We start from the raw sequence: 23,993 nt of genomic DNA on the forward strand, positions 1-23,993 counted from the left end.
GCCCCCGTTCGTCAATTCCGGTCGTATCCGGTCAGCGCGGTGAGTGGCAGGGAGCCGCGGTCCAACAGGGCCGTATGGGCCGCGGCGAGCGTCGCGCCCGAACCGGCCATCTCGCGGATGTGGTTCGCGATCGCGCGCGCACCGACCGCGTAGCCCAGCGCCTGACCGGGCCAGGCCAGATATCGCACGACTTCTTTGCGGACTTGGCCGACGTCCTGGAGAGTGTGCCGCGCCATGAATTCCACGGCCTGCTCCACGCTCCAGCCCCGCACATGCAGACCCACATCGGTCACCAGTCGCGCGGCCCGCCAGCGCTGATGCATCAGCAGGCCGAGCCGGTCGAGCTCGCTGAGCTCGAGACCCATTTCGGTGTGGAGGGTTTCGGCGTAGACCGCCCATCCCTCGGTGAAGGCGTTGACCGGAAGCAGCCGAAGCACCTCGGGCACCGCATCGTTCTCGTCGAGAAGCGCGATCTGCAGGTGATGGCCGGGAACGCCTTCGTGCATCGCGAGCGGTAGCACTTCCGACAACCTCGTCGAGGTCGGCAGCATGGCATTGACGAACAGCGAGCCGGGTCGTCCGTTGCGATAGGACGACGGGCCGTAGAACGCGGGCGGACCCGTCGACGCGTTGGTCTCCGGCATCGGTTCGACCTGGCATTGCGCCATCGGCCACCGCTCGACCAGCACCCGGCTGGCCGAGGTCAACAGCTCGTGCGCGTCGGCGAAGCGCCGCATGATCTCGTCGCCGGGAATGAGCTCTCGCGCGAAATCCCGGCCGGCGAGCGCGGTGAACTCGGTCTCGGTGGCGCGCAACAGCTCCAGGCCGATGGCTTCGAGGCGCTCGGGCGACAGCGGCACGCTGGTGCCACGAAAGATCGCCTCGCGGTAGCGGTCCTGACCCGATGGCGCGAACGCCCACGGCGCGGCGGGCACGGCCGTCACGAGTTCCGCGACGGCCACCGAACGCAGCTCCGCCAACGCCTGATAGACCCGCTCGACGACCTCCGGCGACATCCCGGCGACCGAATTCCCCTGCTCGCGAGCGGCGGTCATGCCGTGCAGCAGCGGGTCGGGACCAGAGGCGCGGGTCGCGAAAAGGGTGTCGACCTGGCTGACGAACGCGTGCAGCACCGGCGCCGAACCCCGAACGGTCTCGCTCGCGGCCCTGATCTCCCGGACCAGATCGGACACATAGGCGGGGAAAGCCCGCAGCCGCTCGACATACGAGTCGAACCGCGGGTCCTCGCGCTGCGGCCAAGAGCGCGACGCCCAGCTGAGCCGAGCGACCGGGCCGGTCATGTGGTTGAGTTCGGAGATGTCGCGCGAGGTCACGAGCGAGGCGGCGGACAGGAGATGGAATCGCATCGCGGCGCGCAGATCCGCGGAGGCGCTGTCGCTATCGAATTGATCGAGGTCCTTCAGCAACAGCTCGATACGATCCCGCACAGCCTCGCGACCACCCTGCGTCGGGTCCTCCCACAGGACCGGAGGTAGCCTTCCCGCCTCGATCGCGGCGTCGGGGGTGACCGACCACACCGATTCGAGAATGTTTCTCGAGTAGGCCGCAACATCCCGCTCGCGCATCATGCCATGGTATCCCCGGTCCACGTTTTCGTCGCTCGAATCACCTTCTACCAGGTATTTCAGCAACCGAGCGAACGTCGCAGGAAGTCGAGCTGATGGAGCAACAGGTTGGCCACGACTCGTTCGTCCGTCGGCTTGTGCGTCGCGCCCGACAGCGGAAGCACCTCGTGCGGACGGCCCGCGGCGAGCAGCGCCGCCGACAGTCGCAAGGTGTGCGCGGCGACGACATTGTCGTCCGCCAGCCCGTGGATCAGCAGCAGCGGCCGGGTGGGCTCGGCGGACGCCGCGAGACCGGACGCCGTGACCAAGGAGTTAGCGGCGTAGACCTCCGGCCGCTGATCCGGGTGGCCCAGATACCGTTCGGTGTAATGCGTGTCGTACAGGCTCCAGTCGGTGACCGGCGCACCCGCGATCGCCGCGTGGAACACATCGGGCCGCCGCAGCACGGCCAGCGCCGCGAGATAGCCGCCGAAGGACCACCCGCGGATCGCGACCCTGCTCAGATCCAGCGGGTAGCGCGCGGCGAGCGCACCGAGCGCGTCGACCTGGTCATCGAGAGTTCCGGCCAGGTCAGCGGCCACGAGCCGCTGCCGCCGCGGGTTCTGACAGGCCATGCCGCGACCGTCGACCACGATCACCGCGAATCCCTTGTCGGCCAGCCATTGCGCTTCCAGATAGGCGCGCTGGTCGCACAGCACCCGTTGCCCGTGCGGGCCGCCGTACGGATCGAGGAGCACCGGAAGTGGATCTTCGCCGGAATACCCGGTCGGCAGCAGCACCGCGGCGGGATTGTGCTGTGCTCCGGCCAACTGCAACTGTGGCCGGGCGGTCAGCACCGGCGCTGCGGCGAAAGCCTGGATTTCACCGAGGACGGTGTCACCGCGCAGGATTCGCGTCCGAGTGTCTGTGCCGGCGAGCGTGTTGGAGCGCACGACGATGACATCACCACCGCGGGTGGCGGAGTGGACCCCTGGCTCGCTCGTCAGCCGGATCGTTCCGTCGCGACCCCAGCGGTACACGTGGATTTCCCCGATCTCGCTGTGCCGGGGGGATGCGGTCTCGCAGGCGGTGAACAAGATGTCGTCGTCGCGCACGTCGAGCACCGCCCGCACGTGCAGGTCCGGCGCGGTCACCTGCTCGTCGTCGACGAACAGCGCCCGCGTCGTCGCGTCGTCGCGAACGCGGACCAGCCGCCCCGCCGGTGTGCGGGCGGGCACACCGGCGATCAGTTCGAGCCAGACGTCATCGGTTTCGGCGGCGACGAGGTCGGTCCGGCCGGTCTCGACATCGACCGTCAGATGACGCTGCGTCCGTTGATCACGGCTCTGGACCAGCAGTAGCGGCGGCTGACCTGCGGTCCAGTCCACCCGCGCCAGATACGGGTAGGCGTCCCGATCCCAGTCGATGTCGACTCGATCGCCGTTCAGATCGACCAGGTGCGCGGTGACATCCGCATTCGCCGTCCCGGCGGCCGGGTAGGCGAGTTCGGTGGGTGGCTGCTCCGGATTGCGGCTATCGGCGATCCACCAACGGCCCACCGGCGCCTCATCGATACCGGCGATCAGCAGGCGCCCGGAATCGGGGGACCACCAGAAGCCGCGATCCCGGCCCATCTCCTCGGCCGCGATGAACTCCGCCAGACCGTACTGCCTGGTGTCGTCGCCACCGCCGATCACGACGTGATCGGTGGCGCCGTCGATGTCGAACACCCGCACCGTCGGCCCCGACACGTAGGCGACCAAGCGTCCGTCCGGCGACAGCCGGGGATCGAAAATCGGTCCCTCGAGCTTGTACTCATCGACCGCACCGGTATCGACACCGGCCACATAGAGCGTGTCCGCCAGGACGAAGACCACTTTCGACACCGCGGCGTCGGTGGCGTACCGGACGATTCCGGTGGCGGCCTCGCGCGCCCGCTCGCGCAACGCCCGTTCGCGCGCCGAACTGGTATGCGTTCGCGCACCCAGCAGTTCGGCCGAATCCGCGACCAGCCGCTCCACGCCGGTCTCGACGTCGCGTACCCACAGCGACGTGACGGAGTCGGTGCCCGACCCCGAACGCAGGAAGACCACATGACGCCCGTCCGGAGCGACCGCGCAGTTACGCGGCACGCCCAGCGTGAAGCGCTGCGTGCGCGCGGATTGGACGGGAAACTCGGTCACGTCGCTCATGAGACGATGCTAAGCGCCGCGGCACCACCGCCCGTGGCAGCGGGTTCCGGTGCCGCGGGTTATCGCGGCCCCTCGTCCAGCGCCGCCGCCATCTCCGCGCGCGGCGCAGGCTGCCCCGTGAACAGCTCGACCTGCCCGTACGCCTGATTCAGCAGCATCTGCAGACCGCTGACCACCGTGTGCCCGGCCCGAGCCACCGCCTCGGCCAGCGGGGTCGGCCAGGGGTTGTAGATCGCGTCGAGCACCACCGGCGCCTCGGCCACCGCGGGGGCGACGACCGCGGCCGCCGTGGCGGGAATGGTGCTCACCACGGCTCCTGCCGCCGCGCAGATCCCGTGCAGCGCCGCGGCGTCGAATCCGGCCAGCGACGCGACCATGCCCAGCCGCTCGGCGAGTTCCAGCGCGCCGCGCGCCCGTCCGGCGTCGCGGGCGACCACGGTCACCGACTTCGCGCCCAGCTCCGACAACGCCAGCAGGGCCGGCCGCGCGGTGCCGCCCGCGCCCAGCACCACGCCATCGGTCAGGTCGGTGACACCGCCGCCGCGCAGCGCGCCGAGCACGCCGTCCACATCGGTGCAGTCGGCCAGCCAGCCCGCCTCGCTACGGACCAGGGTGTTGGCCGATCCGACCAGCACGGCCCGGTCGGTGCGCTCGTCCGCGTAGGCCAGCGCGGCTTCCTTGCCCGGCATGGTCACCGAAAGCCCGACCCATTCCGGCCCCAGTCCGTCGACGAGCCCCGGCAGCTGCTCTGCGGAGCATTCGATGCGCTCGTAACTCCAGTCCAGTCCGAGCGCGCGATACGCGGCCAGATGCAGCTGTGGCGATCGCGAGTGCGCGATCGGCTTGCCGAGCACCGCCGCCTTGCGATCAGCGCCCACCGCTGTCCTTGGAACTGTCGAGGATGCCGCTGCGCTGCGCCCGCGCGATCAGGCGCAGATGCTCCTGATAGTCGTCGGTGAACAGGGTGGTGCCCTGCTTGTCGACGGTGACGAAGTACAGCCACGGCCCCGCCTCCGGATTCTCCATGGCACGCAAGGCGTTCAACGACGGCGCGGCGATCGGAGTCTTGGGCAGACCGCGCATCGCGTAGGTGTTCCAGGCGGTTTCCTGCGCGCGGTCGGCGTCGGTGGTCGCCACCTCGGTGCGATCCAAGGCGTAGTTCACCGTCGAGTCGAACTGCAGCATCTGATCGGCCCGCAGCCGGTTCACGATCACCCGCGCCACTTTGCCCATGTCTTGGGGTTGCGCCTCCCGTTCCACCAGCGAGGCGGCCACCAGCGTCTGATACGGCGTCAGTTTCGTGTCGGCGCCGGATTGCAGCAGTCCGGTGGATTCGTAGCTCTTCGCGCTCGCGGTCACCAACTGCCGCAGGATCTCCTGCGGTGTGGCGCTGGGATCGAAATCCCAAGTACCCGCGGCGATGAGGCCTTCCAGCTGCCTCGTCCGGTCCGGGCAGTCCTTGACACCCTGCATCGCCCACGCGGGCACCCCGAGCGCGGCCAGGTCCAGGCTCGCGCCCGCGGCATCGAGCTGTTCGTAGGTCACGCACTTCTGGTTGGCGCCGGTGCCGATGCAGCTGGCTTCCGCGATCTTGCGGTAGATCCCGTCATAGCGCCCGCCGGTGTTCATGTCGTGCTGGTCGTGCAGCAGCCGCCCCTCGGAGACGACCAGATTGCCGACCCTGGACTGCTTGCTGACCAGCGTCGCCACCGCCTCAGCGGCGGGGCTCTGGCTGGGGATCGCGTAGAAGCCGGGCTGCACCGAGTTCATGTTCGAATTGCGCACGGCCGCTTGGAAGAACGCACCCGTGCTGGCCACGACACCGCGCTCCACCATGGTGGCGGCGATCTGCTGCGAGGTGTCGCCGGGATGCACCTGCACCACCACCAGCGGTCCCCCCGGCCCGGCGAAGTCTTTCGGCGGAGCCAGACTGCCGATCAGCTTCATCCCGGCGAAGACGACGGCGCCGGCGAAGAGCAGGACGAAGACGCCCGCGACGACCCAGAGGGTGCGGCGGCGCTTCTTGCGCTCGGCGGCCTTACGCGAGGCGACCCGGGAGCGCTTGCCGCGCTGTGAGCGGCCGGAGCGTTCGGGCTCGGCGCGTGTCGACTCCGCGCGGTCGGAGTCAGCGCGCTTCGAGCGGCGCGGCGCTTCCGCCCGCGCGGCCCTCGGGCGCTGTCCGCCACGCCGCGGGGGCGGTGGTGGCGGTGCGGGCTCGGGCTCCTCCTCGTCGTCGACGTAGCGGGGGATGACGGTCGTGTCGTCGTCGTAGTCGTCGTATCGGTCACCGTCGTACTCGCCCCAGGCCCGGTCGTCTCTCCGGTAACGCCGATCAGCTTCGCGCTGTCGGAACAGTTCCTCGGCCCGCGCCCACCGATCCGTCATGCATCGTCCCCGGGCGACGCAGCACGTCCCGCTTCCACCGACCTCAACACCGCACTCCGTTCGTCCAACCATCCTTGCAGGATCGACACGGCCGCCGCCTGATCGATCACCTGCCGCTGGCCACGCGCGCGAACTCCACTGTCCCGCAATGCACGTGCAGCTGACACCGTAGTCAAACGTTCGTCGGAAAGCCGGACCGGCACCGACCCGACAGCAGCCCGCAATCGCTCAGCGAATGCGCTGGCCAGCGTAGCGGCAGTGCCTTTCTCCCCGCGTAATGTTCGCGGCAATCCCACGATTACCTCGACTGCCTCGTACTCCCGCACAATTTCGGCAATTCTTTCGATATCGGGTGCGGGAGCCGATCGCCGAGACTGTTTCGCGCGCGGCACGGTCTCCACCGGGGTCGCGAGAATCCCGTCGGGATCGCTCGCGGCGACCCCGATCCGGACACTGCCGACGTCGACGCCGATCCGCCTGCCCCGACCGGGGTCGGTGGCCGGATGCGGCCGGTCGGCGCCGCGCTGCGCCGACCGCTCCGGTTCCGCTGGGTCGCCCATCACCCGGCGAGTTCGGCCACCCGCGCGCGGACCGCGGCCAGGCCGGCCGGAATGCCGGACGGGTCCGAGCCCGCGCCCTGCGCCATCTCCGGCTTGCCGCCGCCGCGTCCCGCGATGCTCGGGCCGAAGCTGCCGACCAGATCGCCCGCCTTGATGCCGAGCTCCTGAGCGGGCTTGTTCACCGCCACCACGAACGGCACCTTGCCGTCGGCGTTGCCGAGCAGCACCACCACGGCGGGCTCGCTACCGAACCGGCCGCGGATGTCGGTGGCCAGCGTGCGCAGGTCGCCCGCGGCGACGCCCTCCGGCGCGGCCACGGCGACCAGCAGCAGCCGGCCGATCCGCTCGGCCTCGTCGACGAATCTGCCCGCCGCGGACAGCACGGCGGCCATCTTCGTGCGCTCGAGCTCTTTCTCGGCCACCTTGAGCCGCTCCACCAGCTGCTCTACGCGCGCGGGCACCTCTTCGGAGGGAACCTTCAGCGCGGAGGCGACACCGGCCAGCAGCGCGCGCTCCTTGGCCAGGTACTGGTAGGAATCCAAGCCGACGAAGGCTTCCACGCGACGCACGCCGGAGCCGACCGACGACTCGCCGAGCACCGTGATCGGACCGATCTGCGAGGAATGCTGCACGTGCGTGCCACCGCACAGCTCCATCGAGAACGGGCCGCCGATCTCCACCACGCGCACCTCGTTGCCGTAGTTCTCGCCGAACAGCGCCAGCGCGCCCATCTGCTTGGCCTTGGGCAGATCGGTGACGAAGGTGTTCACCGGGAAGTCGGCGCCCACCGCGTCGTTGGAGACGGCCTCGATGTCGGCTTTCTGCTGCTCGGACAGCTGGCCCTGCCAGTTGAAGTCGAAACGCAGATAGCCCGGCTTGTTCAGCGAACCGGCCTGCACGGCGTTCGGGCCGAGCACCTGCCGGAGGGCGGCATGCACCATGTGCGTGCCGGAATGCCCCTGTGTGGCGCCGCGCCGCCAGGCCGGGTCGGTCTGGGCGAGCACGACGTCGCCCTCGGTGATCTGGCCGTGCTCCACCGTGGTCTTGTGCACCCACAGCTTCTTCGCGATCTTCTGCACGTCGTTGACGCGCAGCTTCAGGCCCGAGGAGGCGGTGATGGAGCCGCGGTCGGCGATCTGGCCGCCGGACTCGGCGTAGAGCGGGCTGCGGTCCAGGATGACTTCGACGTCCTGGCCCGCGGTCGCCGCGGGCACCCGGACGCCGTCGGCGATCAGGGCGAGCACGGTGGCCTCCGAGGTCAGCTCGTCGAAGCCGGTGAACTCGGTGGCGCCACGGTCGACGAGTTCCTTGTAGATCGTCAGATCGGCGTGGGCGTGCTTGCGCGCCTGGGCGTCCTCCTTGGCCCGCTGGCGCTGCTCGGCCATCAGCGCGCGGAAGCCGTCCTCGTCGACCGACAACCCGGCCTCGGCGGCCATTTCCAGCGTCAGATCGATCGGGAAGCCGTAGGTGTCGTGCAGGGTGAACGCGTCCGATCCCGCGATCGTGCTGCCGCCCTGCGCCTTCACCGCGGCGGCGGTGTTGTCGAACAGGGTGGAGCCGGTGTTCAGCGTCTTCAGGAACGCCGTCTCCTCGCCGACCGCGACGGTCTCGATGCGGCGGAAATCGGTGGCCAGCTCGGGGTATGACGGGGCCATCAGGTCGCTGACGACCTTCATGAACTCGCTCATCACCGGCTTCTCGGCGCCGAGCAGGCGGGCCGAGCGCACGATGCGGCGCAGCAGGCGGCGCAGCACGTATCCGCGGCCGTCGTTGCCCGGGTTCACGCCGTCGGCGATCAGCATGGCGGCGGTGCGGGCATGGTCGGCGATCACGCGGAAGCGCACGTCGTCCTCGTGCTGCACGCCGTAGGAGCGTCCCGTCAGCTCCTCGGCCTTGTCGATGATCGGGCGCAACAGGTCGGTCTCGTAGACGTTGTCCACGCCCTGCAGCAGCAGCGCGATGCGCTCGACCCCCATACCGGTGTCGATGTTCTTCTTCGGCAGCGATCCGACCGGCGGGTGCCCGAGCTTCGGGCTCAGCTCACCGCGGACGTCCTGCATGAACACCAGGTTCCAGATCTCCAGGTAACGGTCCTCGTCGGCCACCGGCCCGCCGTCGCGGCCGTACTCGGGACCGCGGTCGTAGTAGATCTCCGAGCAGGGGCCGCCGGGGCCGGGCACGCCCATGTCCCAGTAGTTGTCCTTGCCGTCGCGGAACTGGATGCGCTCCTCGGGGATGCCGGCGACCCGCTTCCAGATCTCGGCGGCCTCCGGATCGTCCTGGTACACGGTGACCCAGATACGCTCGGGATCGAACCCGTAACCACCCTCGTCCTGCGGCTTGGAGATCAGCTCCCAGGCGAGGGTGATCGCCCCCTCCTTGAAGTAGTCACCGAAGGAGAAGTTCCCCGCCATCTGGAAGAACGTGTTGTGCCGCGTGGTGACGCCGACCTCTTCGATGTCGCCCGTCCGCACGCATTTCTGCACGCTGGTCGCCCGCGGGTACGGCGGCGCCTCCTGACCCAGGAAGTACGGCTTGAACTGGACCATGCCCGCGTTGACGAACAGCAGGTTCGGGTCGGCCAGGATCAGCGAGGCGCTGGGCACCTCGGTATGGCCGGCACGGAGGAAATGGTCCAGGAAACGCCGTCGAATCTCGTGGGTCTGCACGAATACCCAGCCTACCGGTGCCGCGCACGCGAATATTCATCGACCAGGGAGCTCGGCGTGGCCCGGAGAGCGGTCAGCCGCGGACGATGCGGCGCAGTTTGTCGACCCTGGGGCCGATCTCACGTTCGTGGCCGTGGTCGGTGGGGTGGTAGTAGTCGACGCCGACCAGTTCGTCGGGCGGGTACTGCTGGGCGAGCACGCCGTCCTTGTCGTCGTGCGGGTACTTGTAGCCCTGCGCGTTGCCCAGCGCCGCCGCGCCGGGGTAGTGGCCGTCGCGCAGGTGGGGCGGGACCGGACCCGCCTTGCCCCCCGCGACGTCGGCCATGGCGGCGCCGATCGCGGCCACCACGGCGCCCGACTTCGGGGCCGTGGCCAGGTGGATCGTGGCCTGCGCGAGCGCGAGGCGGGCTTCGGGCAGGCCGACCAGCTGCACCACCTGCGCGGCGGCGGTCGCGGTCTGCAACGCCATCGGGTCGGCCATGCCGACGTCCTCGCTCGCGTGGATCATCAGCCGCCGCGCGATGAAGCGCGGGTCCTCCCCCGCGCTCAGCATGCGGGCCAGGTAGTGCAGCGCGGCGTCGACGTCCGATCCGCGGATGGACTTGATGAACGCGCTGATCACGTCGTAGTGCTGATCGCCCGCGCGGTCGTAGCGAACCGCGGCCTTGTCCACGCTGGCCTCCACCAGGTCCACGTCGACGGTGCCGTCGAGCGAGGATTCCGCCGACGCTTCCAGGGCGGTCAGCGCGCGGCGGGCGTCGCCGCCCGCGATCCGGACGATGTGGTCGAGCGCGGCCTCGGTCACGGTGTACTCGCCGCCGAGCCCGCGTGGATCGCTGATCGCGCGGCCGAGCACCTCCTTGATGTCGGCGTCGGTCAGCGACCGCAGCTGCAGCACCAGCGAGCGCGACAGCAGCGGCGACACCACCGAGAACGACGGGTTCTCTGTAGTCGCGCCGACCAGCAGGACGATGCGGTTCTCCACCGCGGCGAGCAGGGCGTCCTGCTGGGTCTTGGAGAAGCGGTGCACCTCGTCGATGAACAGCACGGTCTGCTCGCCCGCCGACAGTCTGCGCCGCGCCATGTCGATGACCGCGCGCACCTCTTTGACCCCGGCCGAGAGTGCCGAGAGCGCTTCGAACCGGCGGCCGGTGGCCTGGGAGATGAGCGAGGCGAGCGTGGTCTTCCCGGTGCCGGGCGGGCCGTACAGCAGCACCGACGCGGCGCCAGAACCCTCGATCAACCTGCGCAGCGGCGAGCCGGGTCCGAGCAGATGCTGCTGGCCGACCACTTCCTCCAGCGCGGCAGGGCGCATCCGCACGGCCAGCGGCGCGCCCGCGTCCCTGCGCACAACAGTGTCGATCGAATGCTCCGGGGGCACCGCGGCTCCGGGCACGTCGAACAAACCATCGCTCACGGAGGGAAACGTTACCCAGGCGCACCGACAGCGCGGACATGCCGTTGCGCGCCCTCGCTGTCGCCACCGCGATCGGCCCGCGGAGTTGCGTGTCGCCGGTACTTCGGATGGGATCGGTACCCGTGACTGAAAACGCATCCGTTTCAGATCCCTCGTCCACCTCGCGCTTCGCCCGCCGCGCGCTGCTCCAGGGCAGCGCCGCCGCCACCGCCGCCGTGGTGCTGGCCACCGGGCGCGCGGAAGCCGCCACACCGGTGTTCCGGCACGGCGTCGCCTCGGGAGACCCGCTGCCCGACGGCGTGATCATCTGGACCCGCGTCACCGTTTCCGACGACGCGGCGCCCGGCTCGGGCCTGGGTGACCCGGCGACGGTGCGGTGGGAGATCGCCGCGGACGAGCGGTTCGTCTCGATCGCCGCGTCCGGCGCCGTGACGACCTCGGCGGACGCCGACCACACGGTCAAGGTCGACGTTTCCGGCCTGGCTTCCGGCGTCGAGTACTTCTATCGGTTCAGCGCCCTCGGCCAGACCTCGCCGGTGGGCCGCACCAGGACCGCGCCCGCCGCCACCGACACGCCGGACCGCCTTCGATTCGGCGTGGTGTCGTGCGCGAATTGGGAGGCGGGCTACTTCGGCGCCTACCGCCATCTGGCCGCTCGGACCGACCTGGACGCGATCGTGCACCTGGGCGACTACATCTACGAGTACGGCCGCGGCAAGTACGGCGGCCGCACCGGCAGCGTGCGCCCGCACGATCCGGCCAACGAGGTCGTCAGCCTGGCGGACTATCGCATCCGCCACGCCCAGTACAAGACCGACCCTGATCTGCTCGGCCTGCACGCCGCAATGCCGTTCATCTGCACCTGGGACGACCACGAATCCGCGGACAACTCCTGGTCCGGCGGCGCGAACAACCACGATCCCGCCACCGAGGGCAACTGGGCCGACCGGCGCGCCGCCTCCGCGCGGGCCTACCTGGAGTGGATGCCGGTCCGCGCGTCCGGCTCCGGCGCCGATGTGCGGATCTATCGCAGGTTGCGCTTCGGCACCCTGGCCGAACTCGCCATGCTCGATCTGCGCAGCTACCGCGACCAGGAGGCGAAGCCGGGGGCGAACTGGCGCGAGGCCGACAACCCGGCGCGCACCATCACCGGCAAGGCGCAGATGGAATGGCTGACCGCGGGCTTGGCCTCCGCCCCGGTGCGGTGGAAGCTGGTGGGCAACTCGGTCATGATCGCCCCGCTGGTGTTCCCGCCGCTCGAGCCCGCCACCACGGCGGCGATCACCAGCACCATGGGCCTCCCGCAGTCCGGCCCCTCGTTGAACGGCGACCAGTGGGACGGCTACACCGCCGACCGCACCCGGCTGTTCCGCGCGATCGTCGACCAGCAGATCTCCGACGTGCTGTTCCTGACCGGGGACATCCACTCCTCCTGGGCCGCCGATCTACCCCTGGACGCGGCGGGCTACCCGGGCGGCGCGACGGCCGGCGCCGAGTTCGTGGTGCCGTCGGTGACCTCGACCAGCATCGGCGACATGCTCCGGGCGAACTCCGCTCCGATCGCCGAATCGATCAAGACGGTCAACCACCACCTGCGTTACGTCGAGCTGGACGCGCACGGCTACGGCGTCCTGGAGGTCACCGCGGACCAGGCGCAGATGGACTGGTACTACCTGCTGGACGTGGCGGACCCGAACTCAGGGGTTCGCTATGGCGCGTCGTTCGCCGTCCGCTCCGGGGGCCGGATCGAGCCGAGGCAGGTCCCGCTCGCCTGAGCGCCGTGGGCGATCACTCTCCGCCCGTGCATCGCGCGCCGTCCGCTGGTAGCGGCTACGCGCGCGATGCACGGGCGGAACTCGGCGCGCCCGCTGCGCGCAACGACCTCGACAATCGAGTGGAGACCGGCGCAGAGCCGGGCGTGTCACCGGCGGCCGAGCCGGGTGCAGCGGCTGCCCGGCGCGGGCCTACTCGCCCCAGCGTTCTTCGAGCCGCGCCGAGACGTCCTCGGCGAAATCCCCCACGATGTCGTCTCCCGTGCACCGCGCGTCTTCGGCGAGCGCGGCCCAGCGGTTGATCAGCGCCGCCGAGCGCGGCACCGAGAGCCCGTGCTCCCTCGCCGCGGCGATGCGCGTGTGGTCGGCGGGCAGGAACCAATAGGTGGACAGCCAGACCCAGATCAGCCGGGCTTCCAGGATGCGTTCGTCCAGCTGGTCGTCGTCGGCCAGCGCCGGCCACACGCCGACGACCTCCGCCCGCCATGCCTCCACCATCTGCCGGGCGCGCTCGCGCGAGAGCTCGAGATCGCACAGGCAGCCGGGGAAGGACACCAGCGCGTAGGCGATGTCCAGGGTGGCGTCGCGGAACCCGCCCCACTCGTAGTCGAGGAAGCGAGCGCCCTCCTCGTTCAAGATCACATTGTCCGGGCAGAGATCCGACGGGCTGAACGCGCGGAAGCGGCCCGCCGAGTACAGGCGGTTGCCGCGCACGATGCGCTCGGCGATCTCGCCGGGCACTTCGATGCCGAGCTCGCGTTGGAGCAGGCCGGGCACCTCGGCGATCGCCGACTCGGCCTGCTGGGCGATGCCGTCGACCCGGTGCACCACGTCGACCCGGCGCAGCAACGCGACGAAGTCGGCTTCGCGCCCGACCGTGGCGGCATGCATCCGGCCCAACGCCTGGGCGAACGCCATCAAGGCGTTGCGGGTGGCGGGCTCGGCGCCGGAGCGGAGCACGGCGGTCAGCAGGGAGTTCTCACCGAGATCGCTGAGGATCAGCAGACGGTCGGGAAGGCTGTGAGCGATCAGGTACGCGCCCGGCCGGTGCTCCCGGCTCAGCGCGGTGGTGAACTGATAGGACACCGTCTCACGCAGGAACGCCGAGTCGATGCTGGCCACCCCGGGCGCCAAGCCGCTGGTCCGGCGTTCCTGGGCGGCGCCGCGAACCTGCTTGATGATCAGGGTTCGCGGCAACGAGAAGGCGTTCTCCGCTACACGCACACGTAGGACCGTCGTCCTACCACTACCGCTGAGTTCGATCGGATCGCTCAGCTTTACCGGAGCACCCATTCGCTTTGTGAGCAACTGTTGCGCTGCGGACACGACTTCGGCGGCGCGTTCGGCCAATAGTGCGGTCATCGCCTCTCAAAGTACTCGCTCGTGGTCACTTCTAGCGAGCGGTTACACAACCTTTCCGCGTCGCTCGGCGTGTCCGCGGCGCGGCCGGACGGCCTCCGCCGGTCGCTTGACACCTCCGCACACGTCCGGTTTTCTCATCGTCAACTGCCCTGCGCCACACCGCAAACCAGTTGAGTGGAAAGGTCTACGCATGACCGAAACCCCGCCTCCCGCACCCAAACAATCAGCTGGCGGCGCTCCCTCCCAGAACGACGACGCACGCTTCGCGGCGCGGCCGGGGCAGCACGAGAGCCCGGGTCCGCAGGCTTCCGGCCCCGGGACGGGGCATGCCCCCCACGAGATGGCAGGCCCGGCCGGATACCCGCAGCACGAGGGCCACGGCGCGGCGCACTACGGCAACGAACCGCCGCAGCAGATCCCACCTGGCGGCATCGGCCACCCCGGGTACGGCCCGCAAGGCACCGGGCCGGGCTGGGCGCCCTCCGGTCCGGCGCCCGCCCAGGAGCCGGTCTACGGCTACCAGCAGGTGCCCACCGGTCCGGCCACGCTCGATGTGGGCCGGGCGCTCAGTTACGGCTGGGCGCGATTCCGGTCCAATCCGGGGCCGTGGCTCGGGGTGACCGCGGTGGGCCTGGTGATCTACCTGGCGTTCGTGCTCGTCGTGCAGGTCGCCGACCCCACGACGATGCTGCCGCTGCTGCTCGTCTTCCTGGCGGTCATGGCCGCGATATGGCTGCTGCAAGCCGCGATGGTGCGTGGCGCGCTGTACGAAACCGATGGCACCCCACCGCCTTTCGGCGCCTACTTCCGATTCGTCAACGCAGGCAACGTGCTGCTCACCGCGCTGCTGGCGTTCACGCTGACCTTCCTCGGGTCGGCGCTGTGCTTGCTGCCCGGGTTGATCGCGGGGGTGCTGTGCGTGTTCTCGCTGCACTTCGTCGTCGATCAGGACCAAGGTCCCTTCGAAGCGCTGAAGTCCAGCTTCACGCTGGTGGTCACCAACGCGTGGCAGGTGCTCCTGCTCACGCTGGCGGTGGTGGTGATCACCTTCCTCGGGCTGCTGCTGTGCGGTCTCGGCCTGCTGATCGCGGGCCCCGTCGCCGTGATCGCGGTGACCTACGCCTACCGAGTGCTCACCGGAGGCGTCGTCGCCGCGGCGTGACGGATGCTCGCTTCTCGATCGGTGAGCGCATACCGATCCAGTGCTTGAACCGTTCCACCGGACCGGCCTCGCTGCCCGCGCGCGGCCGGAGCTGGAGCACGATGATCCCGGCCACGACGATGCCCGCCATGTTCACCGCCAGCTGACCCGCCGACAGGAACGCCACCCGCCACTCCCCCAAGGTCGCCGCGACCACGGCGAAGCCGGCCGCGGGCACGGTGGTCACCGAGATGAACACCCCGACCAGCGCGGCCGACTTCGCCGTCACCAGCGAGAGCATGCCTGCCGCGCCCGCGAGCAGCGCGACGACCAGGGAGAACGGGCCAACCTGATAGATGAAGTCGACCTGCTCGACGCTGCTCACGCCGTCCATGGTGATCCAGCCGACCTGCTCCCACGCCAGCGTCGCGAGCAAGGTGACCACCATCGCCACCGGGAACCCGACCGCGAGCGCGACGGCCGAGCGGCGAGCGAGCCCGAAATCCCGGCGCGCGGCTGCCACCGCGAACGCGGCCAGCGGACCGAACTCCGGACCGACCACCATCGCGCCGACGATGGTCACCGGTGAATCGGTCGCGACACCCACGGCCGCGAGCAGGCAGGCGATCGTCAAGAACGCCAGGAACGTCGCGTTGAGGCTCGACTCCTCGTGCGTCTGCGCGAGCAGTTCCTCCCACACCACGGCGTCGCTCGGATCACCGGGCGCCTCGTGCACCGCGCGCTCGCCCGCCTCCGACAGGATCGTCTCGACCGGCGTGAGCGTCATCCCGCCGGTCCGGCAGACGCCGAGGGCGGTCAGGTCGTCGAGCACATCGTTGGCGGCCTCACGAGCGACGTCCGCTTGCACCAGATCACCCTTCGGCTCCAGCGCGGCGCCGCGGGCCAGGGTCACGTGGGTGACCCCGGGATCGGCGGCCAGCACCGCGAGCACCGCGTCGGTGAGCTCCGGCGGGCTGATCAAGCGCAAGTGCAGCAACGGTTTTCCTCGCGGTCGGGCAGACGTGGCTGACCAGAAGGTACCGTCCGGGTGAGCGCCCCGCTACGACGCAGTCTCGGCGTGCTCGCCCTTCTTCTGCTCCGGCTTCACGTCCAGACCCGCCTCTTTGCGCTGCAGCTCGCTGATCGGCGCGGGCGCGTCGGTCAGCGGATCGACGCCGCCGCCGGTCTTCGGGAACGCGATGACCTCGCGGATCGAGTCCTCGCCCGCCAGCAGCGCGGTGACCCGGTCCCAGCCGAAGGCGATGCCGCCGTGCGGCGGCGCGCCGAAGGCGAAGGCGTCCAGCAGGAAGCCGAACTGCTCCTGCGCCTCCTCGGGAGTGATTCCCATCACGTCGAAGACGCGTTCCTGCACGTCACGGCGGTGGATACGGATCGAGCCGCCACCGATCTCGTTGCCGTTGCAGACGATGTCGTAGGCGTAGGCCAGCGCCGACCCCGGATCGGTGTCGAAGGTGTCCAGCGACTCCGGCTTCGGCGAGGTGAACGCGTGGTGCACCGCGGTCCAGGCGGAGTGGCCCACCGCCACGTCGCCGCTGGCGGTCGCCTCGACGGTCGGCTCGAACAAGGGCGCATCGACGATCCAGACGAACGACCAGGCGTCCTCATCGATGAGACCCACCTTGCGGGCGATCTCGACCCGCGCCGCGCCGAGCAGCGCGCGCTGCGCCTTGGCCGCGCCCGCCGCGAAGAACACGCAGTCACCCGGCACCGCGCCGACGTGCTTGGCCAAGCCGTCGCGCTCGGCCTCGCTGAGGTTCTTGGCGACCGGGCCGCCCAGGGTGCCGTCCTCGTTCACCAGCACGTACGCCAAGCCCTTGGCGCCGCGCTGCTTGGCCCATTCCTGCCAGGCGTCGAGCTGGCGACGCGGCTGGCTCGCGCCGCCCGGCATCACCACCGCGCCCACGTAGGGCGCCTGGAACACCCGGAACGGGGTGTCCTTGAAGTAATCGGTGCACTCGGTGATCTCCACACCGAAACGCAAGTCGGGCTTGTCGCTGCCGAAACGGCGCATGGCCTCGGCGTAGGTCATGTGCGGAATCGGGGTCCGGATTTCGTAGCCGATCAGCTTCCACAGCGCGACCAGGATCTCCTCGGCCAGCAGGATCACGTCCTCCTGGCGCACGAAGCTCATCTCGATGTCGAGCTGGGTGAACTCCGGTTGCCGGTCGGCGCGGAAGTCCTCGTCGCGGTAGCAGCGCGCGATCTGGAAGTAGCGCTCGATGCCGCCGACCATGAGCAGCTGCTTGAACAGCTGCGGGCTCTGTGGAAGGGCGTAGAAGCTCCCCGGCTGCAGGCGCGCGGGCACCACGAAGTCGCGCGCGCCCTCGGGGGTGGACCTGGTCAGAGTCGGGGTCTCCACCTCGACGAATTCGTGGCGGGCGAGCACCTCGCGGGCGGCCGCGTTGACCTTGGACCGCAGCCGGATGGCATGCGCGGGGCCTTCGCGGCGCAGATCCAGGTAGCGGTGCTTCAGGCGCGCTTCCTCGCCGGGCTGCTCGTCCAGCTGGAAGGGCAGCGGCGCGCTCTCGTTCAGCACCTCGAGTTCGGTGACGTTCACTTCGATGGCGCCGGTGGGTAGTTCCGGGTTCTCGTTACCGCTCGGCCGCGGTTCGACGGTGCCGGTGACGCGCACGCAGTACTCCGCGCGCAGCCGGTGCGCCTGCGCGGCGGGTTCGCCCTCGCGGAACACCGCTTGGGCCACGCCGGACGCGTCACGCAGATCGATGAAGATCACCCCACCGTGGTCACGCCGCCGCGCCACCCAGCCGGTGAGAGTGACGGTCTGACCGGCATGCTCGCTTCGCAGCGAACCAGCCAAGTGGGTGCGCAGCACGGGGTTCCTTTCGACGACTCTGGCACCGGCGCGGTGTGACCAGGTGCGAGTCCATCGTAGTGAGACACATTCGGTGAGACGAAACCGATATCGACCCGCCCGTGCCAAGCTGTATCCGAGGGAGTGTGAACCGGGGGCCCGGACCACCGAGGGTTGGGTGACCCCGGGGGACGAGCGAGAAAGCGACGACGATGACCTTCAACGAGGGCATGCAGATCGACCCCGACCGGGTTTCGTCCGGCGGTCCCGGCATGGGCGGCAAGCTCGCGCTGGGCGGCGGCGCGGGCGGGCTCATCGTGCTGGTGCTGGCGCTGCTGCTGGGCGGAGACCCCGGATCCATCCTCGGCAACTTCACCGGCACGCAGGATCAGAGCCAGACCCAGCCGGGCACGGCTGGCACGCCGAGCCACTGCAAGACCGGCGCGGACGCCAACAGATACGTCGACTGCCGGGTGGCGCTCACCGCGCAGAGCCTGGACGCCGTGTGGTCGGCCGAGCTGCCGAAGCAGGCGGGCAAACGCTATGCGCAGCCGAAAGTGGTGCTCTTCTCCGGAGCCACCTCGACCGGCTGCGGCAACGCCACCAGTGACGTGGGACCGTTCTACTGCCCCGCCGACCGGACCGCCTACTTCGACACCAGCTTCTTCCAGGAACTGGTGGATCGCTTCGGTTCCAGCGGCGGCCCGCTCGCGCAGGAATACGTCGTGGCGCACGAGATCGGCCATCACATCCAGAACCTGCTCGGTGACATCGGCCGCGCGCAGCGCGATCCACGCGGGGCGAACTCCGACGCGGTGCGCACCGAATTGCAGGCCGACTGCTACGCGGGCATCTGGGCGCATTTCGCGGACAAGCAGCCTGCGCCGGGCAGCGATCAGCCGTTCCTGAAACCGTTGTCGGACAAGGACGTCGACGACGCGCTGTCGGCGGCCGCCGCGGTCGGTGACGACCGCATCCAGCGCGCCGCGCGGGGCCGGGTGAATCCCGAAGCGTGGACCCACGGTTCGTCCGAGCAGCGACAGAAGTGGTTCCTCACCGGCTACCGGACCGGTCAGGTCCGGGCCTGTGACACGTACTCGGCGCCGGACCTGAACAACCCGTCCGGCCTGCGCTAGCTCCGGATCCGATCGATACAGCGCGCCGACTCCCGCCGGGGGCCGGCGCGCTGTCATGATCTACGGCAGTTCGTCTGCGCCGCAGGCGGACACGGACAGCACCGGAAGATGGGATCGATGCGAGTAACGAAAGCCGTTCTGCTGGTTGTGACGCTGATCGTCGCGGTGGGCTCGGGCGCCGCGACGGCCGACCCGGCACTGGATCGCCCCAGTGCGCTACCGCCGATCGCCGCGCCGCTGGCGCTGTTGACGCTGACCACCATTCCGGACGGTTGGCAGGCGCGGACGGATCTGCGCCCGCAGCTGGAGGTCTTCGCCGACGGCCGCGCGGTGAGCAGCCCCGACGCGGTGGCCCCCGAGCGTCGCCCGGAGACTCCGCCGAAGCGGATCGACGGCCATATCCCGTCCGACGTGCTCAGCGCGGCGCTGGCGGAGACCAAAGCGCTGGCCACGGTGGACCTCGGCGTGCCGAAGGCCACGGACCAGAGCAGCCGGATCATCGACCTCATGCCGCAGTCGCCATCCGACGACGTGCATCTGGTGGTGTACTCGCCGGACACCACGGAGGGGCTCGGCGCGGAGCAGCAGGCCGCGCGCAAACGTTTCGCCGACCTCTACCGGAAGCTGATCGACTCGTTCGTGCAGGACAACTGAGACTCTCGCCGTCACCCGGCCCGGAGGAGGTGATCCGTCCGGGCCGGGTGCGGCGTCCGATCTCCCCGGCGTCGCGTCAGAACTGGTCTTGCTCGTAGTCGGAGCTGATGATCTCGTCCGAGTGCGTCGCGCCGATGACATCCGGCGTCGACTCGCCCAGCGGGCCGGTGAGATCGTCGTTGCCGGTCGGGCTCGAGTAAGGCTGCACCGTGCGCGAGTGTTCCTCGTCGTTGCCGCGCTGCCCCGCCGCGCCGGCCGGACCGCCCATGAAGCTGCTCGATCCGGCGGGGGTCGTCCCGGCCGGTGTGCCGGTACCGAACGACGTGCCCGGCACCCCGGAGACCGACCGGATCGGCGGGACCGTGGTACCGGGTAGACCGCTGGCTTTGGGAACCGAGGACGTGCTCGGGCTGCCGGGACGGCCCGGGCTGCTGCCGAGCAGACTGCTGGGCGTGCCGTGGCTGGTGCTGGGACTGTGCGAGGTGCTGTGCACCGACGACGGCGTGGTCGTCGGCGACGTCGTCCCCGGCGCGGCGGAGTCCAGGCCTGCCGCCTTGGTCGCGGTGTCCGAAACGGTCGACTGCGCCTGCTCCAGGATCGGTTGCCCGACGTTCTCCGCCAGCGCCTGCGCGACCTCCTGTGGCGCGGGCCCACCTCCCGGCGCGACCAGCTGCTGCACCATGCCACTGAGTTCGGCGGTCTTACCCGCCAGGTCGCCGCGGGTGGCGTTGACCACGCCGACGGCCTGACCGAGGTGTTCGGTGGCCGAGGCCATCAGCGTCGCCTGGGCGGGCGGGGTGAGAATCACCGGCGCGAGCGCGGTCGCCTGGGTGGCGAACGACGACGCGATGCCGAGCAGTTGGGCGTTGCCCTGCTGCACCACGGTGGCCGCCCGCTGCGTGAGCTCGGAGATGTCGATGCCCCGCTGACTGGTCTCCTGTCCCTGCACGTTCGCCTGCTGACTCGCGGCCTGGGCGTTGCGGGCGGCCTGGCTCTGCCACAGCTGCTCGACCGTGCTCATGCTGCCCTTGCCCACCTGCATGGCCATCTCGATGACCTTGGAGGACTGACTCAGAATCGCGGTCGGGTCGAACGCGCCGATGACGCCGGTGCCGAAACTGCTCAGCAGGTCAAGGATCGGCTTCATCAACACGTCGACGCCGGGCAGCGCGGGCACCGCGACGCCCTGGAGCAGGGCGGCCACCGGGTCGGCGGGCAAGGCGGGCAGCGATCCTGCCGCGGCCGCCGCCTGGTTCACCGTGCTGGCGATCGCGCTCGGCGCGGCGGAGAGCGCGCCGCTCAGCACGCCGGTCGCCTGATCGAGCGCGGTCTCGATCGCCGGGGCCGCGACCTGGTCGAACGCGGTGTTCGGGTCCCCGAGCAGCGCCGAGGCGTGATGCGCGACACCGTGCGCGTCCTCGGCGCTCGGCGCGCCGTTCAGTCCGGGCAGACCGGCGGGCACGGTGGCCGACTGCTGATCCTCGGAGATCTTGCGCGACAGCACGAACGCGGGCGGCTCGATGGGGGGAAGGTCTTCGGGCAGTTGCGGCAGCGGCAGGTCGAGCACCGCCTGGGCCGGTGTCTGCTGCAGCGCGTCCAGCACGGCCTGCTGGCCGATGGCGACGTTCTGCTCGGCCGCGTGCGCGACCGCCTCGTCCTGCGGCGCGATGAGGCCGCTGTCCAGTGGTCTCATACCGCGTCTCCGATCCGGCCCGCGATCGACCCGAGCGCACCGGCGTTCGACCAGTCCACGGCGTCGTACGCGGCGGCGGCGCTGAACGCCGATTCGGACAGCTTGGCGTACTTGGCGGACAGATCGTTGATGTCCTTGGCCTGCAACACTTGCGCCGCGGCGAACATCGCCAGGTAGTCGGCCCCGATCAAGCCGAAGACCGGGACGAGCGCCGAAACGTTCTTCACCGCGTCGAAATTGCCCGCCCCCGCGAGATCACCGGCGATACCGGCGTTCGTGGCGGCGAACGCCCGGACCGCTTCGGTCTCTACCGAGAGATCACTCATCGAGTTGCCCCCCAAATCGTCGTACAGATCCGCGTCATGCAGTTTTCGTGAGCCGCCTGCTCCCTGCCGAATCGGCAAGGGCCGCTACGGTTGCGCTCAATATAGCGGACCGGACCGGCATGTTTCGAGCCCGAACGCGCCGCACGACCGGGCGGACCGGACCGAACTGGAACGTGTTGCAAATTAGAACAAGTTCTATATTCTCTGTCCCATGAAGGTCGCAGTGACCGGCGCAGCCGGCTACCTTGGCACGAATCTGCTCCGCCTCCTCACCGAGCGCGGTCACCAGGTCACGGCCGTCGATCGGGCCGTTCCCGCCGAGCCGGCGGCGCCCGGGGTCACCTGGGTGCGCGGCGACGTGCTCGATCCGGCGTCGATGCGCGCCGCACTGGACGGCGCCGAGGTGGTCTACCACCTGGTCGCGGTGATCACCCTGGCCGAAAAGAACGATCTGGCCTGGCGGGTGAACACCGAGGGCGTGCGCGTGGTCGCCGAAGCGGCGCTGGCGGTAGGCGCGCGCCGGATGGTGCACGCCAGCTCGATCCACGCGTTCGACCAGTACAGCTGCGGCGGCCGGATCGACGAGAACGCGCCACGCTCGACCGACCCGGCGCTTCCGGTCTACGACCGCTCGAAATGGGCGGGCGAGGTGGCGCTGCGCAAGGTGATCGACCAGGGACTCGACGCCGTGCTGTGCAATCCCACCGGCGTCTTCGGCCCGCTGGATTACAGCAAGCCGCTCTCGCGCATCAACCGGACGCTCAAGGACGCGGCCCTCGGGCGGGTGCCAGCCATGATCGGCGGCGGATTCGACCTCGTCGACGTGCGCGATGTCGCCGCGGGCCTGGCACTGGCCTGCGAGCACGGCCGCACGGGCGAGAACTATCTGCTCGGCGGGTCGATGATCTCGATGCTCGAGCTGTGCCGCGTCGCCGCGACCCACGGCGGCAAACGCGGCCCCAGGTTCGCCATCTCCCCGAAACTCGTGTCCGGCGTCATCCCCGTGCTCGCGCCGATCGGCAAGCTGTTCAACTCCGACATCGTCTCCAGGGCGGCACTCGGCGCGCTGATCTCCGCCCCGGTCGTCGACCACGGCAAGGCCGAACGCGAGCTCGGTTACCGGCCGCGCCCGCTCGACGACACGGTGCGCGACCTGGTCACCTTCTTCGCCGACCCGTCCGCGCTCACGCCGCCGGGCGCCAAGCAGATCGCTTGACACCTCGCTAGAACACATGTTCGACTGAGGGGGTGCGGTGGCAAAGCCAGACCTTGGACGCCGAGGACGGCGCCTTGCCCGGGTTGTCCCGGGCCGGTCTGGTGCGCACCGTGCAAACGCCGGAGTTCGAGGGCATCACCTTCCACGAGGTGCTGTGCAAGAGCGCGCTGAACCGCGTGCCCGAGGGCGCGAACGTGCCGTTCCAGTGGACCGTCAATCCCATGCGCGGCTGTTCGCACGCCTGCCGCTATTGCTTCGCGCGCGGCACGCACGAATATCTGGATCTGGACGCCGGCCGGGACTTCGACTCGCAGATCGTCGTCAAGACCAATGTCGCCGCGGTGCTGCGCAAGGAACTCGGCAGGAGGTCCTGGCTCCGGGAACCGGTCGCGCTGGGCACCAACACCGACCCCTACCAGCGCGCCGAGGGGCGGTATCGATTGATGCCAGGCATCATTCGCGCGCTGACCGAATCCGGCACCCCCTTCTCCATCCTCACCAAGGGGCCTTTGCTGCGCCGGGATCTGCCCTTGCTCACCGCGGCGGCCGAGCAGGTGCGGGTGAGCCTGGCGGTGTCGATCGCGATCCTCGACGAGGATCTGCACCGGAGCCTGGAACCCGGCACGCCGTCGCCCCGGGCCCGGCTGGAGTTGGTGCGCGCGCTCACCGACGCGGGCTTCGCGGTGAACGTCCTGGTCGCACCGGTCATCCCCGGCCTCACCGACGGCCGCGCCCACTTGGACGCGATCTTCGGCGCGATCGCCGCGGCGGGGGCGGAATCGGCGGTCGCGTTCCCCATGCACCTGCGCGGCAGCACCAGGGGATGGTTCCTGTCCTGGCTGGCCGAGCACCATCCTGCGCTGCTGCGCCGCTACCGCCAGCTGTACCGGCGTGGCGCCTACGTCACACCGGAGTACTCCGCCTGGCTGCGCTCGCGGGTCGCTCCGCTGCTGGCCGAACACGGTTTGACGGCCCGCGGGCGAGCCGAACCGGAGACACGAACCGAAACCGCACCCACGAGCGACGCCCAGCTGGCATTGTTCGCCTGAAGCGGGCAACCGCCGATCTCGCC

General features: G+C 69.9%; 18 protein-coding genes. 6 read left to right on the forward strand and 12 right to left on the reverse strand.

Translation table 11 applies throughout. The features are described from left to right. Positions 1–11: 11 nt before the first annotated feature. From NB3_RS14005 to NB3_RS14030, 7 genes are all read right to left on the reverse strand, one after another. Positions 12–1,586: a DUF885 domain-containing protein gene (locus NB3_RS14005; protein WP_169810685.1), complete on the reverse strand. Its 1,575-nt coding sequence runs from the start codon at positions 1,584–1,586 to the stop codon at positions 12–14. 59 nt (positions 1,587–1,645) lie between these two features. Then, a complete protein-coding gene (locus tag NB3_RS14010) occupies positions 1,646–3,757 on the reverse strand; it encodes a S9 family peptidase (RefSeq protein WP_067802170.1) in 2,112 nt (703 codons plus the stop codon). A gap of 59 nt (positions 3,758–3,816) precedes the next feature. After that, on the reverse strand, positions 3,817–4,635 hold the full coding sequence (locus tag NB3_RS14015) for a shikimate dehydrogenase (RefSeq protein ID WP_067802173.1): 819 nt from the start codon (positions 4,633–4,635) through the stop codon (positions 3,817–3,819). Then, complete coding sequence (gene mltG, locus NB3_RS14020) at positions 4,625–6,142, reverse strand: endolytic transglycosylase MltG (protein ID WP_067802175.1); 1,518 nt, start codon at positions 6,140–6,142, stop codon at positions 4,625–4,627. Before mltG ends, NB3_RS14015 begins: the two co-directional genes overlap by 11 nt. Further along, a complete protein-coding gene (gene ruvX, locus NB3_RS34100) occupies positions 6,139–6,702 on the reverse strand; it encodes a Holliday junction resolvase RuvX (RefSeq protein WP_084486219.1) in 564 nt (187 codons plus the stop codon). Before ruvX ends, mltG begins: the two co-directional genes overlap by 4 nt. Then, complete coding sequence (gene alaS, locus NB3_RS14025; protein ID WP_067802181.1) at positions 6,702–9,371, reverse strand: alanine--tRNA ligase; 2,670 nt, start codon at positions 9,369–9,371, stop codon at positions 6,702–6,704. Before alaS ends, ruvX begins: the two co-directional genes overlap by 1 nt. A gap of 73 nt (positions 9,372–9,444) precedes the next feature. Further along, complete coding sequence (locus NB3_RS14030) at positions 9,445–10,788, reverse strand: replication-associated recombination protein A (protein WP_067802184.1); 1,344 nt, start codon at positions 10,786–10,788, stop codon at positions 9,445–9,447. Between the two features lie 107 nt (positions 10,789–10,895). Here NB3_RS14030 and NB3_RS14035 point away from each other — a divergent pair, with 107 nt between their 5' ends. After that, positions 10,896–12,563: an alkaline phosphatase D family protein gene (locus tag NB3_RS14035; RefSeq protein ID WP_084486220.1), complete on the forward strand. Its 1,668-nt coding sequence runs from the start codon at positions 10,896–10,898 to the stop codon at positions 12,561–12,563. A gap of 189 nt (positions 12,564–12,752) precedes the next feature. On the opposite strand, the gene NB3_RS14040 is transcribed toward NB3_RS14035, so the two are convergent. Continuing rightward, positions 12,753–13,922, reverse strand: coding sequence for a phosphotransferase family protein (locus NB3_RS14040; protein ID WP_067802187.1), 1,170 nt, complete (start codon positions 13,920–13,922; stop codon positions 12,753–12,755). A 190-nt stretch (positions 13,923–14,112) separates the two neighbouring features. Here NB3_RS14040 and NB3_RS14045 point away from each other — a divergent pair, with 190 nt between their 5' ends. After that, positions 14,113–15,084 carry a hypothetical protein gene (locus NB3_RS14045; protein WP_067802190.1) on the forward strand — a complete coding sequence of 324 codons (972 nt, stop codon included), beginning with the start codon at positions 14,113–14,115 and terminating at the stop codon, positions 15,082–15,084. Here the strand turns inward: NB3_RS14045 and NB3_RS14050 are convergent. Together NB3_RS14050 and aspS are read right to left on the reverse strand one after the other, a co-directional pair. Beyond that, a complete protein-coding gene (locus NB3_RS14050; protein WP_084486221.1) occupies positions 15,056–16,060 on the reverse strand; it encodes a DUF389 domain-containing protein in 1,005 nt (334 codons plus the stop codon). The genes NB3_RS14045 and NB3_RS14050 overlap by 29 nt on opposite strands. Positions 16,061–16,123: 63 nt before the next feature. Continuing rightward, a complete protein-coding gene (gene aspS / locus NB3_RS14055) occupies positions 16,124–17,917 on the reverse strand; it encodes an aspartate--tRNA ligase (protein WP_067802193.1) in 1,794 nt (597 codons plus the stop codon). A 191-nt stretch (positions 17,918–18,108) separates the two neighbouring features. On the opposite strand from aspS, the gene ypfJ reads away from it, so the two are divergent. Then, positions 18,109–19,032, forward strand: a complete 924-nt coding sequence (ypfJ, locus tag NB3_RS14060) for a KPN_02809 family neutral zinc metallopeptidase (RefSeq protein ID WP_067802196.1) — start codon at positions 18,109–18,111, stop codon at positions 19,030–19,032. A gap of 117 nt (positions 19,033–19,149) precedes the next feature. Then, positions 19,150–19,686 (forward strand): hypothetical protein, encoded by a 537-nt coding sequence (locus tag NB3_RS14065; RefSeq protein WP_084486230.1) that lies wholly within the window; start codon positions 19,150–19,152, stop codon positions 19,684–19,686. Between the two features lie 76 nt (positions 19,687–19,762). Here NB3_RS14065 and NB3_RS14070 read toward each other — a convergent pair whose 3' ends face one another. Then, positions 19,763–21,379: a hypothetical protein gene (locus tag NB3_RS14070; protein WP_067802202.1), complete on the reverse strand. Its 1,617-nt coding sequence runs from the start codon at positions 21,377–21,379 to the stop codon at positions 19,763–19,765. Next, positions 21,376–21,705, reverse strand: coding sequence for a type VII secretion target (locus tag NB3_RS14075; protein ID WP_067802205.1), 330 nt, complete (start codon positions 21,703–21,705; stop codon positions 21,376–21,378). Before NB3_RS14075 ends, NB3_RS14070 begins: the two co-directional genes overlap by 4 nt. 211 nt (positions 21,706–21,916) lie before the next feature. Here NB3_RS14075 and NB3_RS14080 point away from each other — a divergent pair, with 211 nt between their 5' ends. Continuing rightward, complete coding sequence (locus NB3_RS14080; RefSeq protein ID WP_067802208.1) at positions 21,917–22,921, forward strand: NAD-dependent epimerase/dehydratase family protein; 1,005 nt, start codon at positions 21,917–21,919, stop codon at positions 22,919–22,921. A gap of 32 nt (positions 22,922–22,953) precedes the next feature. Then, positions 22,954–23,970 carry an Rv2578c family radical SAM protein gene (locus NB3_RS14085; protein WP_067802211.1) on the forward strand — a complete coding sequence of 339 codons (1,017 nt, stop codon included), beginning with the start codon at positions 22,954–22,956 and terminating at the stop codon, positions 23,968–23,970. Positions 23,971–23,993 lie beyond the last annotated feature (23 nt).

Source organism: Nocardia beijingensis NBRC 16342 (assembly GCF_001612785.1).
Classification (GTDB): Bacteria; Actinomycetota; Actinomycetes; order Mycobacteriales; family Mycobacteriaceae; genus Nocardia; species Nocardia beijingensis.

Excerpts from the sequence above, each read along its gene's own strand:
- NB3_RS14070 (WP_067802202.1), bottom strand. The coding sequence starts at position 21,379 with ATGAGACCACTGGACAGCGGCCTCATCGCGCCGCAGGACGAGGCGGTC.
- NB3_RS14005 (WP_169810685.1), bottom strand. The coding sequence starts at position 1,586 with ATGCGCGAGCGGGATGTTGCGGCCTACTCGAGAAACATTCTCGAATCG.
- NB3_RS14080 (WP_067802208.1), top strand. The coding sequence starts at position 21,917 with ATGAAGGTCGCAGTGACCGGCGCAGCCGGCTACCTTGGCACGAATCTG.
- ruvX (WP_084486219.1), bottom strand. The coding sequence starts at position 6,702 with ATGGGCGACCCAGCGGAACCGGAGCGGTCGGCGCAGCGCGGCGCCGAC.
- NB3_RS14065 (WP_084486230.1), top strand. The coding sequence starts at position 19,150 with ATGCGAGTAACGAAAGCCGTTCTGCTGGTTGTGACGCTGATCGTCGCG.
- NB3_RS14010 (WP_067802170.1), bottom strand. The coding sequence starts at position 3,757 with ATGAGCGACGTGACCGAGTTTCCCGTCCAATCCGCGCGCACGCAGCGC.
- NB3_RS14075 (WP_067802205.1), bottom strand. The coding sequence starts at position 21,705 with ATGAGTGATCTCTCGGTAGAGACCGAAGCGGTCCGGGCGTTCGCCGCC.
- NB3_RS14035 (WP_084486220.1), top strand. The coding sequence starts at position 10,896 with ATGGGATCGGTACCCGTGACTGAAAACGCATCCGTTTCAGATCCCTCG.
- NB3_RS14045 (WP_067802190.1), top strand. The coding sequence starts at position 14,113 with ATGACCGAAACCCCGCCTCCCGCACCCAAACAATCAGCTGGCGGCGCT.
- mltG (WP_067802175.1), bottom strand. The coding sequence starts at position 6,142 with ATGACGGATCGGTGGGCGCGGGCCGAGGAACTGTTCCGACAGCGCGAA.
- ypfJ (WP_067802196.1), top strand. The coding sequence starts at position 18,109 with ATGACCTTCAACGAGGGCATGCAGATCGACCCCGACCGGGTTTCGTCC.
- NB3_RS14040 (WP_067802187.1), bottom strand. The coding sequence starts at position 13,922 with ATGACCGCACTATTGGCCGAACGCGCCGCCGAAGTCGTGTCCGCAGCG.